Raw genomic sequence first — 11,479 nt, forward strand, 5'->3', positions numbered from 1 at the left:
CTGTCATGAACATGACCCCCAACTTTAACGTATTGTTCGAGCGCCTGAATCCCGAACAGCGCGAGGCCGTCGAATGCCTAGATGGTCCGTTGCTCGTCATTGCCGGCCCCGGCACCGGCAAGACGCAGCTGCTGAGCCTGCGCGCGGCGAACATCTTGGCCAAACGCGACGCCGCTCCTAGCAACATCCTCTGCCTCACCTATACCGAGGCGGGCGCGGAGGCCATGCGTAAGCGCCTGATTGAGCTCATCGGCCGCGACGCCTACGGCATCGAAGTCAGTACGTTCCACGGATTTGCAAGCAGCATCAGGTCGCGCTATCCCGAGTACTTCATGCGCCCTTCGACCGACACGCTTGTCACCAGCCTGCACCAGCAAGAGATTTTTGATCGGCTGCTCAAATCGCTGCCCTTTGGTTCTCCGTTAGGCGGAGGGTCACCTGATATGCCTGCACAAAACATCGGTAAGATGATCGGCTTTGTCTCCAAAATCAAACGCAGTGGCCTGGACTACGACACGCTGAGCGCCATCACGCAGCAGAATATCGACGCCGCTACCTGGCTCACCGAACATTCCGAGCTGCTTACGCTCGTCTGTGGAAGGGCAAGCGCCGTGTTAGCCGAACGCTTTGAGGAAGAGGTCGAGCGTGTCTGCGCCATGGCACCCACATCGCTCACCCGCCCGATTGACTGTCCCGCCGGCACGTACGTGCCGTACATTCTTGAGTTGCGCGACACCGTTCGCCGCACCGAGCTCATCGATGAGAAGGGCAAATCCTCGGGATACACCAAGGTGCGCGATACCTTCTTTGGAGGCAGCAACTCTCAGGGGCGCACGTTTAAGATTGCGGAGCAGAGCGAGCGACTCAAGACCGCTTGCGACGTCGCGCGTCGCTACCAGAGCGAGCTCGACCAACACCATCTCTACGATTACGACGACATGATCAGCGACTTCGTTAACGCCGTCGAGCACAACGACGCGTTGCGCCAAGTGCTCCAGGACACCTATACCTATATCCAAGTTGACGAGTTCCAGGACACCAATGGTGCCCAGATGCGCATCATCGAGCTGCTCTGCGACGGCGTTGATGCGCCCAATATTATGGCCGTTGGCGATGACGATCAAGCCATCATGCGTTTTCAGGGCGCCACGATCGAATGCGCCAACCAGTTTGCGGCCGAGTTCTCGCCCCGGAGCATCGTGCTCAAGACCAACTATCGCTCCACGCCCGCCATCGTTGAGCTTGGTCAAGCTATCGCACGGCAAATTGAATATCGCCTCGACGCCAGCTCGAACAAATCGATCGTGGCGTTTAGGCCCCAAGGTGACCAGGTCAACTTTAGTGAGAACGTCTTCAGCGGCAAAGCCGAAGAATACGCCGCTGTCGCTGCGAGCATTAAGCAGCGGCTTGAGTCCGGCTACCTCAATGACTGCGAAGATCCCAATGAAGGAATTGCAGTCATCTCCGCCAAACACGCCGCATTGCGCTCGCTGATTCCCTTCCTCGTTAAGGAGAACGTGCCGTTTTCCTATCGTGAACGGCAAAATCTCTTTGCCTCCGAGCGCATGCAAACGACGCTGGCGCTGCTGCGCTGCGTTGCCGCGCTTACTCGCGGGCAGAAGGAGCTCGCCAGCAGTTATCTTCCGCAGATCATCTGTGCCACCGAGCTGGGCGGCGACCATCCATCGTCCGTGACGTTTGCGCTCAGCGCCAAGCGAGACCAGCATGGCGACTGGATGGCCGCCATGCGCGAGAGCAATATCGCCCGCGTCAAAGAGCTGCACGACGACCTTATGCAGTGGGCGGCCGAGGCCGGCGCCTCCCCGGTCAGAGCGTTGCTCTTTAAGATTGTCGAACGCAGCCTTGGCTATTATCAGGATCATAAAAAACAGGATCCGCTGGGTGCCGCCGAATTCAATGCCGGCATCCGCGCCTTACTCGCCTTTGCCGAAGGTGAAATGGGAGATGCGCGCCGTATGGGACGCGCGCTTCGCCTGCCCGATATTGTCGACAAGCTCGATGCCGCTCAAAAGTTTGGCGTGAGTATCGACGCATCGATCAACCTCGGCGCGCCGGGAGCTGTTCGCCTCACCAGCGCCCATAGCTCTAAGGGCCTGGAGTTCGACTGCGTCTACCTGCTCGATGCCGACGACTCCACTTGGCACAAAGGCGCCGGCGGCATGAGTTTGTACCCATCCAACCTGCTGATTCGTGATGAAAAGGACAACGACGACGCGCGTCGCCTGCTGTTTGTCGCCATCACGCGCGCTAAGCGACACCTCGAGCTGTACCGCGCCGGCGGGTTGGCTTTGCAGGAGCTCACGGGGCTTATCGACTCTTGCGAAGTTTCTGCTGAGACAGACCAGCTCAGCGTTGCAATCGAAACCGAGTGGCGCGACAACTACGTGTTTGATACGCCCGAGCTCCGCGCGCTTTTGGAACCTCATACCGACGTGAAGTTTCTTTCTGCCACAGCGCTCAACAACTTTGTGACGTACGAGCCTGGATGCGCAAATAGCCAGCACTTCCCTGAGAAGCAGATTGTGCGCCTGCCCACGGCGCCCACGATCCAAACCGAATTCGGCACCATCGTTCACGCGATGTTCGAGGAGATCGTTAATAGAATGGCAGCCGATGGCGAGGCGGCGATTGAGACAATTGAGGCCGAGTATCGCCAGCAGATTTCGTGGCTCGATTTTGCCCCCGAGGACGTCCATCGCTATTCGGAGCGCTTCGAACGCATTTGTCGTGCATTCGTCCCCTGGCTTGTCGAGCATGTGCATGGCTATCGCTGCGTCACGGAGGCGAATATGCAGTGCCTGACCACCAAAGGAACTCCGCTCTTTGGTTTTCTCGACCTGCTCCTCGTTGACGATGCAGCTAAAACGGTGCAGATCGTTGACTACAAGACTGGTTTTGGCAAAGAAGTCCCCGCAGGCTACCATCGTCAGCTCAAGTTCTACAAACTGCTGGTCGAAGCATCACCCGAGTTTTATGGCTACACCGTCACTTCCATGGGCGACTACTATGTCGAGCCCGACAAGGCAACGAATGAGTTGCGTCCGCCGTTCTCGACGACCGCCAGCACCGATGACATTGCCGAGCTCGAACACCTCATCGATGCCGTATGGTCGCGCATTGAACACGGTGCTTGGGACACCAGCGCTTTTGAGCAGAGCGATGCCCATGAGCTTGCCATCGAGGAGCAGAAGGGCTGCCGCAAAAAAGCCGACAAGGCCGAGCTCATGCAACGCGCCTACGAGCATTGGCTAGTCGAGAACCCCGGAATGTGACAAAGTGGCGGTCCCTTTGTCACATTATTCGATGATGGTGCGGGAGTTTTGCTTGCGCATGGTGGCAAGCATGTGTTTGGGGACGGCATGGGCCATACAACTGCCGATGGTCGCGCTCGCGGCGGCCTTGGCGGCATCGCTGCCGTTTTTGGTCGCGTAACTGTGGCGGAAGCGCTTGAGCATGGCGATGTCGTTGCCGCCGTCGCCGTAGACCGCGACCTCATCCTCGGCAATACCGTAGTAGCCCGCCAGCCAAGCCACACTCTCGCCCTTGTTGCACGCCACGTCCGTAATCTCGAACATCACCGGATCGAACGGCGCGTTGACCACGCGGTCCGAGCGCTCGGCCAAATACGCCTTAAGGTCGCGCTCCAGCTCGGGCGAGGTCACGCGACAATTGATCTTGCATACGTCATGGCGCAGGATGTCACCGATCGACTGGTCGAAATATTGCTCCTCGTGATACCCCCCACGTGCACGCATGCCGCGCATCACGATGCGCTTGATAGGACTGTCCTTTTTAAAGCCCGCCTGATGCATCTCGAACGATCCGCTCGAGAACATGCCATCGGGCGTGGAGCAGTCAAAACAGATGTCCGGGAACGCCTTGAGCAGCTCCTCGGTAACCTGCGGGTCGATGGTCCAGGTCTTGAGCACCTCGCCACGGCTGCTGCGTACGATGGATCCGTTGGAGCAGCAGGCGTCGAGTGCCAGACCTGTAAAGCCATGTTCGCCGATCGGCAACGTCGAGCGCCCGGTCGCGGGAACCACATGCAGGCCAGCCTCGGTCAGCTCGCGAATGGCACGGCGGATGGTCCCATCTGCCTCGTGCAGGGCGTTCAGCAGCGTTCCGTCTAAGTCACTCGCAAACATCTTGATCATGGGCATGCCTCTCCTTCGTCTGCACGATATTGTAGACGAGAACGGGCGCGCCCCAAGAGAGGCACGCCCGTCAGGCGAAAGATTGTCCTACACCGCGGCGGGGCCGTGTTCGCCGGTGCGGATGCGGATGACCTCCTCGACCGGCTCGACCCAAATCTTGCCGTCCCCAACGGCGCCGGTGCGAGCGGCGTTGCAGATGATGTCGACAATGCCGTCAACATGCTCATCGGCGCAGACGAGGGTGAACTGCACCTTAGGGATCGTGTTGACAAGCAACTCGTTGCCGCGCACGTATTCCTTCCAGCCATGTTGCGCACCGCAGCCCTGCACCTGGTTAATAGTCATGCCACGAACATCAGCAGCAAACAGCGCGTCCTTAAGAACCTCGAGCTTCTCGGCACGAACGATCGCCGTAATCTTCTTCATAGTGAATTCCTCTCTTTTCTTTAATAAAGAAATGAACCGCTCATTCATGTGGCACGGGTTTTCCAGGTGCCCGAGATTGCCCCGAAAGAGAAGCGCCGCGTACTTCGGTACGCAAGCGACGGTTTGAGGGGCAAGGTCGGGTGCCTGGGAAAGCCGTGCTGCTAATCGAGCCCAGAGAACGAAGGATACGCGCTCTCGCCGTGCTGACTCGCATCCAGGCCCAGCGCCTCGTCTGCCTCGTCCACGCGCAGGCTGCCGCGGAACAGCGCCTTGACTACCGCGGCGATCACCAAATCGAGCACCAGCACAAGAGCGACCGTCACCACAATGCCCAAAATCTGCGAGATGAGCAGCGACACGTCGCCCGTGTAGAACAGGCCGCCCTTACCGGTCCACGAGAGCTCCGGCACGCAGAACAGGCCCGTGAGCACGCCGCCCAAGATGCCGCCGATGCCGTGGCAGCCAAACGCGTCGAGCGCATCGTCGTAGCCAAACTTGGTCTTAAGATGGCTGATAGCCAGGTAGCAGACAGGTGATACGATCAGGCCCATGACCAGCGCCGCCCACGGCTCGACAAAGCCCGCACCCGGCGTGACCACCACAAGGCCCGCAACCAGACCGGTGCTGGCACCCACCAGCGTGGGGCGACCGGTATGCACGCGCTCGACGACAAGCCACGAGACCATGCCCGCCGCGCTGGCCGTCACGGTGTTGAGGATGGCGAGCGCGGCCACGGCGTCGGCCTTAAACTCGCTGCCGCCGTTAAAGCCAAACCAGCCAAACCAAAGCAGGCCGGCGCCCAGCGCCACAAACGGCACGTTATGCGGGCGGTAGCTCACCATGCCAAAGCCGCGACGACGGCCAAGTATTAAACAGAGAATCAGGCCCGTCAGACCGGACGAGATGTGCACCACGTCGCCGCCCGCAAAGTCGAGCGCGCCGATGATGTCGCCGATAAAGGAACCCTCACCGCCCCAGACCATGTGGGCGAGCGGCGCATAGACCACGAGCAGCCAAATGCCCAGGAAGGCCGTCATGGCACCAAACTTAACGCGGCCGGCCAGGCTGCCCGTGACGATAGCAGCCGTGATCATGGCAAACGCCATTTGGAAGGCGATGTTGATGATTTGAGGGTAGACGGCACCGTCCGCAGCATTGCCCTCGGCCGCCTGCAGCACCTGGTTAAGCACCGGCAAGCACAGCAGCTGGTCAAGGCCTCCAATAAACGGGCTCGAGCCGTCGCCGCCGTAGGCCAGCGACCAGCCGGCAACAATCCACAGCACACCAACCAGACCAATGGCGCCAAAGCACATAAGCATGGTGTTGATGACATTTTTGCGCCTGGACAGGCCACCATAGAAAAACGCCAGACCCGGTGTCATTAAAAACACGAGCATGGTGCAGATGAGCATAAACGTTGTCGATCCCGTATCGTACATTCGCTCCCCCTTGGTCACATGAACGTTGTCGGCGCCCATAATGCGGCCGAGGGGCAACTGGTGTAGACCAGATACGTCGTTGTTAAACGCTGCGTTGTCGAATGGAAACGGTGCCGCAATCTTGGAAACGGCGCGGCAACGGACGCGAAACGAACGGGAAATACGCGAGCAAGGGAGCCGTGTGCGCGCCCATCCCGGCTAGCGCCGAAACAGCTCGTGGGCGCGGTCGCGGAGATTAGTTGCTCGAATGACGCCCTCGTAGCGATTGATGCGCAAGCGCGGGAAGGCATTGAAAAAGCGCAGGTCGCGACGGCTGAGCGACACACTCGGCACCGGACGGCTCATGCGCTTGCCGGCAAGGCGACGACTGAGCGATGGACGCGGCATGCTCGGCGCAGCATCGGCCACGCGGCGGGCGGCAAGCGCCAGGCCGCGAGCACCATCCGAGATAAACGTCGGCATCGAAGCCTTCTCACGAAGGGCATCGAGCGCCGCGTCGCCCAGCTCGGCCAGCCACGCGTTAACGGCGCGGCTACGGATATGCGTCTGCGCTACCGAGTCGATCGTCGAATCGGGAATACGTTCGAGCATGGAGTCGGACGCATCGGCAAGTGACTCATTGATGCGGTCGGCAAGGTCGGCGCGCACACGCTCCAGCTGATCGGACAGGCGACGCCAACTGGCCAAAGAGCACGCTGCATCAACCATCATCGCGACCGCGACGATAAAGGCGGACAGCCGCACAATCAGCACCGGCAGATGGCCAAGCAGTCCCAGCAATGCCGGCTCCACTAAACGACAAATGCACAACGCGCCCAGGCCAAACGCGCATGTCCAGTACAGACAGATGCGTCCGTGCAGGTTAAACGGCAGGTGCGAATAGTCCCAAAAGCGAGCGCCTGTTGTTTTTTCCAATAGAAGGCCCACACTGTACTCGATTACGCTGCACACAAGCGCCGCGGCGACAAATTGGCTCGAGGCATCCGGAATCCCGCGTAGCAAAAGCCAGCAGGCTATGCCGCCCACACCATAGATAGGGCAACACGGCCCCAGCAAGAATCCGCTGTTGGCAAAGCGTCCTTGGTTGAGCATGGCGCAGACTGTCGACTCCCATGCCCAACCGCAAAACCCGTAAAAGGCAAACGAGAGCACCAGTGCCGAGAGCGGACAGGCGGCAAGCGTCGCGCCGTCAAATGCCATGTCGATCGCGGTCCCCACCGTCTACCCTCTCCTCTTTTCGCTCGAATCTTTGCTCGAGCCGTCACTCGAGCCCTCGTTCGAATCGTTCGCGCCGCCTTTGCGCGGCAGACGGCCGGCGACCGTCTCGCGCAGAGCACACCATTTATCCGCCAGGCACACAATCCATGCCTCACGACACGTCGGCGGCACCGGCACCAGCGGAAACATATGCCGCACGATAATATTCCGCTCGCGCGACGTCAGCTCAAAATCTTCCTCCGCACGCGCCAGGGCAAAAAACGGATGCCGAAAGCCATGCAGCCGATGGCTCGGATCGGGATCGTGCCAATCGTAGAGAAAGTAATCGTGCAGCAGGGCTCCGCGCAGCAACGAGGCGCGGTCGACCGAGATACCGACACGGCCCAAGCGCTCGGCAAAGGACAGGCTCGCCCGCGCTACCGAGGTCACATGCGTATACACTGTCACATCGCCATGCTGGATAAACTCGCGCGTCAGGTCCAGACGGCCCGCCTGGGCGAGCTGACGGGCGGCACAGTCGACCTCCTGCGCGATTTTCTCGGCACGAACGACATCGGACATGCTGCCTCCTTCCAGCGACTCACGGCGACAAGCCACGGCCTGCACGCATTGAATAAATCATCATCGAATCTACCAGTATGGCATCGGACAAAACGTTTTGCCCCACCAGTTGGCGAATTACCGCGCCGCCGTCACATATCAAACGCCAAAATGTGCGAGACTGTTTTGTGCAATTGTGCCGGCCGAGGGAGCGCCGGCGCTCGATTCGCATGGAGTAACCCACAACGATGCTGCTTACGCAAACGACAACGCCCGAGGACGTCAAGGCTCTCGACCGCGCCGAGCTTCCGCTGCTCTGCGGCGAGATCCGCCAGGCAATCCTCGAAAGCTCCGCCGCCGTCGGTGGGCACGTTGCCCCCAACCTGGGCGTCGTTGAGCTTACGGTTGCGCTTCATCGCGTGTTTAACTCCCCCATCGACAAGATTGTCTTTGACGTTTCGCACCAGACCTACGCCCACAAGGCGCTGACGGGGCGCGCGTACACCTATATCGATCCGGAGCGTTATGGTGAGGCTTCTGGCTTTGCCAATCCCGACGAGTCCGAGCACGACCTGTTTGCCATGGGCCATACCTCCACGTCGGTGAGCTTGGGCTGCGGCCTTGCCCACGCGCGCGACCTGGCGGGTGACGCGTACAACGTCATTACCGTTATTGGCGACGGCTCGCTTTCGGGCGGCCTGGCGTTTGAGGGCCTCAACAATGCCGCCGAGCTCGACAGCAACTTGATCATCATCGTCAACGATAACGACCAGTCCATCGCCGAAAACCACGGTGGCCTGTATCGCAATCTGGCCGAACTGCGCGCCAGCAACGGCACCTGTGAGCGCAACGTTTTCCGCGCGATGGGGCTCGACTACCGCTATCTGGACGCCGGTAACGATGTGTTGGTCCTCGTCGACGCGCTGCAGGAACTGCGCAATATCGATCACCCCATCGTGCTGCACGTCTCCACCGCCAAGGGCAAGGGCTTTGAGCCAGCCCAGAGCGACCCCGAGCGCTGGCACCACGTAGGTCCGTTTGACATGGCGACTGGGCGCAAGCTCTGCCCGGGCCATCCGAGCGAGCCTGCGCCGCGCACCTATGCCGACATTACGGGCGAGGCACTCAGCGCCGCCATCGAGCGCGATCCGCAGGTCGTGGGCATCACGGCCGCCACGCCCTACATCATGGGCTTTACACCCGAGCTTCGCGCCGCGGCCGGCAAACAGTTCGTCGATGTGGGCATTGCCGAGGAGCACGCCGTGACCTTTGCCACCGCGCTTGCGCGCTCGGGCGCCAAGCCAGTCTTTGGTGTGTACGGCACGTTTTTGCAGCGCGCCTACGACGAGCTGTGGCACGACCTGTGCCTCAACGACACCCCCGCAACCATCCTGGTGTTTGGCACGTCGATCTTTGGCTCCACATCCGAGACGCACCTCTCGTTCTTTGATATATCCATGCTGGGCGGACTTCCCAACATGCGCTATCTGGCACCGGCCTGCATGGAGGAATACCTGTCCATGCTGAGCTGGTCGCTCGACCACCGCGAGCATCCCGTGGCGATCCGCGTTCCGGGCATTGGCCTGGTTAGCCGCCCCGATTTGGCGCCCGCCGAGGACACCGACTACAGCACCGTTCGCTACGACGTGGTGCGTCAGGGCCGCGACGTTGCCGTGCTCGCGCTTGGCGATTTCTTTGAGCTGGGCGAGCGCGTGACAAACCGCTTGGCTGCCGAATACGGCATAGAGGCCACGCTCGTCAACCCGCGCTTTGCAACCGAGCTTGACCGCGAGTCTCTCGATGGCCTTGCCGCCGAGCATCGCGTTGTCGTCACCCTCGAGGACGGCATCTTGGACGGTGGCTGGGGCGAGCGCGTCGCGTGCTACTTGTCCTGCACGCCCGTGCGCACGCGCACCTTTGGCATCGCCAAGGGCTTTCCCGACCGCTACGACCCCAACGAGTTGCTTGCTCAGAACGGCATGACGGTCGAGAATATGGCCGCCGAAGCGGTACGCCTGCTGAACGAGTAGAAAAACCTCCGCAAGGGAAGCACCCCTGCGGAGGTTTTTATTTTCCCAACTCAATTGTCTCGATCTGTAACACCTAGAGGACAAATCCTCGCCCAATTGTTACAGATCTAGACAAACCGTCTTTGCCCCTGTTGTTTGTCTCAATCTGTAACAGATAGAAACCTTTTGTCCGTCCAGATGTTACAGATCGAGACACTCAAATCCCCCTAAAGAGAAAATCTCAATCTGTAACAGTTACTCGGCAAAAATGGCTGCAGATGTTACAGATTGAGACAAAACAGCGAGGCAGGCCGCCACATCTGCAAGAATCACCACAAAGGTGCCCGTCCCCTTTGTGGTAGTTTTAAGTCATGGTCGGCGCGAAAAACGAATAACCGTTCATACGCGATCTCCTTACTTATATATGTCGCGTTGCCGCCATTATAGCGACCGCCGCGAGCGACCATGCTGTCCGCAAAACGCTATCTCAGCTGTAATAATCGACGTTTGCCCAGATAAAACCTGCCAAAATAAACCTGTCCCTTTTTGGTAGGTAGAATTACCCATAAGGTAAGTATGTTTCTGAGTTATTTCGTGTTGACCCATTTGAGCGCGATAGGGTATAACTCTATTCAACCGCTAGGGATTTTATTGAGAAAGGTGTTCTACCATGAGCAAGAACCTCTCCCAGCAGGTCGTTCTCGACCGTCGCGGCTTCATCGCCGCCACCTTTGCAACCGTCGCCGGCCTTGGTCTTGCCGGCTGCTCCGACACCAGCGCCGAGGCCGACAAGGGTTCCGCCGCCGGCTCCTCCAAGAGCCCCGAGGACACCGAGGCTTCCACCACGCTCGATGCCAAGGCATTCGACAAGCTCGTCGACAACGGCCCCAAGGCCGATGATGACGCCATCGCCGCCAGCACCTGGGCCACGGCCGTCAAGGACGCCGGCGTCTTTAAGATCGGTGGCGTTCAGACCTCCACGCTCTTCTCCCTCCTCAACGAGAAGGACGGCAAGACCCGTGGCTTCGACGCCGGCATCGCGCAGCTCCTGTCCAACTACATTCTGGGCGAGAACAAGGTCGAAATCACCCAGGTGACCTCGGACACGCGTGAGTCCGTCCTGCAGAACGGCCAGGTCGACGCCGTCTTTGCCACCTACACTATTACCGATGAGCGCAAGAAGCTTGTCTCCTTTGCCGGTCCCTACTACTACACCCAGCAGGCTATCCTGGTGCTCGCCGACAACGACGACATCAAGAGCGTCGACGACCTGGCCGACAAGAACGTCGCCGTCCAGTCCGGCTCCAACGGCCCCGCCATCCTGGAGGAGTTCGCCCCCAAGGCCAGCCAGCAGGAGTTCAAGACCGACGAGGAGGCCCGCCAGGCACTTCAGCAGGGCCGCGTTGACGCCTACGTCATCGACAACAACATGCAGCAGAGCGCCCTGGTCCGCGAGCCCGGTAAGTACAAGATCGCCGGCAAGCCCTTCGGCAGCAAAGAGCCCTACGGCATCGGCCTGCCGCTCGATTCCGACGGCGTCGCCTTTGTCAACGACTTCCTTAAGAAGATCGAGGACGATGGCACCTGGACCGAGCTGTGGCAGATCTGCATCGGCGATCGCACGGGCGACACCAACGTTCCCGAGCTGCCCGAGATCGGCGCCTAGACAGCG

General features: G+C 59.9%; 8 protein-coding genes. 3 read left to right on the forward strand and 5 right to left on the reverse strand.

Annotation, left to right across the window (positions count from 1 at the left end):
* Nucleotides 1-5: 5 nt before the first annotated feature.
* Nucleotides 6-3,293 carry an ATP-dependent helicase gene (locus ACTM86_RS01845; RefSeq protein WP_441036919.1) on the forward strand — a complete coding sequence of 1,096 codons (3,288 nt, stop codon included), beginning with the start codon at nt 6-8 and terminating at the stop codon, nt 3,291-3,293.
* A 24-nt stretch (nt 3,294-3,317) separates the two neighbouring features.
* Here ACTM86_RS01845 and ACTM86_RS01850 read toward each other — a convergent pair whose 3' ends face one another.
* The 5 genes from ACTM86_RS01850 to ACTM86_RS01870 form a co-directional block, all read right to left on the reverse strand.
* Nucleotides 3,318-4,175 (reverse strand): HAD-IIB family hydrolase, encoded by an 858-nt coding sequence (locus ACTM86_RS01850; protein WP_441015186.1) that lies wholly within the window; start codon nt 4,173-4,175, stop codon nt 3,318-3,320.
* Nucleotides 4,176-4,262: 87 nt separating this feature from the next.
* A complete protein-coding gene (locus ACTM86_RS01855) occupies nt 4,263-4,601 on the reverse strand; it encodes a P-II family nitrogen regulator (RefSeq protein WP_441015188.1) in 339 nt (112 codons plus the stop codon).
* Between the two features lie 161 nt (nt 4,602-4,762).
* Nucleotides 4,763-6,040, reverse strand: a complete 1,278-nt coding sequence (locus tag ACTM86_RS01860) for an ammonium transporter (RefSeq protein WP_441015190.1) — start codon at nt 6,038-6,040, stop codon at nt 4,763-4,765.
* A gap of 198 nt (nt 6,041-6,238) precedes the next feature.
* On the reverse strand, nt 6,239-7,258 hold the full coding sequence (locus tag ACTM86_RS01865) for a putative ABC transporter permease (RefSeq protein WP_441015192.1): 1,020 nt from the start codon (nt 7,256-7,258) through the stop codon (nt 6,239-6,241).
* A 3-nt stretch (nt 7,259-7,261) separates the two neighbouring features.
* Nucleotides 7,262-7,819 (reverse strand): HD domain-containing protein, encoded by a 558-nt coding sequence (locus ACTM86_RS01870; protein WP_441015194.1) that lies wholly within the window; start codon nt 7,817-7,819, stop codon nt 7,262-7,264.
* A 227-nt stretch (nt 7,820-8,046) separates the two neighbouring features.
* Here ACTM86_RS01870 and ACTM86_RS01875 point away from each other — a divergent pair, with 227 nt between their 5' ends.
* Entirely contained in the window at nt 8,047-9,828 is a 1,782-nt protein-coding gene (locus tag ACTM86_RS01875; RefSeq protein WP_441015195.1) for a 1-deoxy-D-xylulose-5-phosphate synthase, read from the forward strand.
* Nucleotides 9,829-10,477: 649 nt separating this feature from the next.
* On the forward strand, nt 10,478-11,473 hold the full coding sequence (locus ACTM86_RS01880) for a glutamate ABC transporter substrate-binding protein (protein WP_427718227.1): 996 nt from the start codon (nt 10,478-10,480) through the stop codon (nt 11,471-11,473).
* Nucleotides 11,474-11,479 lie beyond the last annotated feature (6 nt).

This window comes from Collinsella sp. HCP3S3_E11 (genome assembly GCF_052067375.1).
GTDB lineage: Bacteria > Actinomycetota > Coriobacteriia > Coriobacteriales > Coriobacteriaceae > Collinsella.

What these genes read in the sequence shown, in the direction of transcription:
- ACTM86_RS01860 (WP_441015190.1), bottom strand. Translation starts at nt 6,040, where the DNA reads ATGTACGATACGGGATCGACAACGTTTATGCTCATCTGCACCATGCTC.
- ACTM86_RS01845 (WP_441036919.1), top strand. Translation starts at nt 6, where the DNA reads ATGAACATGACCCCCAACTTTAACGTATTGTTCGAGCGCCTGAATCCC.
- ACTM86_RS01855 (WP_441015188.1), bottom strand. Translation starts at nt 4,601, where the DNA reads ATGAAGAAGATTACGGCGATCGTTCGTGCCGAGAAGCTCGAGGTTCTT.
- ACTM86_RS01850 (WP_441015186.1), bottom strand. Translation starts at nt 4,175, where the DNA reads ATGATCAAGATGTTTGCGAGTGACTTAGACGGAACGCTGCTGAACGCC.
- ACTM86_RS01875 (WP_441015195.1), top strand. Translation starts at nt 8,047, where the DNA reads ATGCTGCTTACGCAAACGACAACGCCCGAGGACGTCAAGGCTCTCGAC.
- ACTM86_RS01880 (WP_427718227.1), top strand. Translation starts at nt 10,478, where the DNA reads ATGAGCAAGAACCTCTCCCAGCAGGTCGTTCTCGACCGTCGCGGCTTC.
- ACTM86_RS01870 (WP_441015194.1), bottom strand. Translation starts at nt 7,819, where the DNA reads ATGTCCGATGTCGTTCGTGCCGAGAAAATCGCGCAGGAGGTCGACTGT.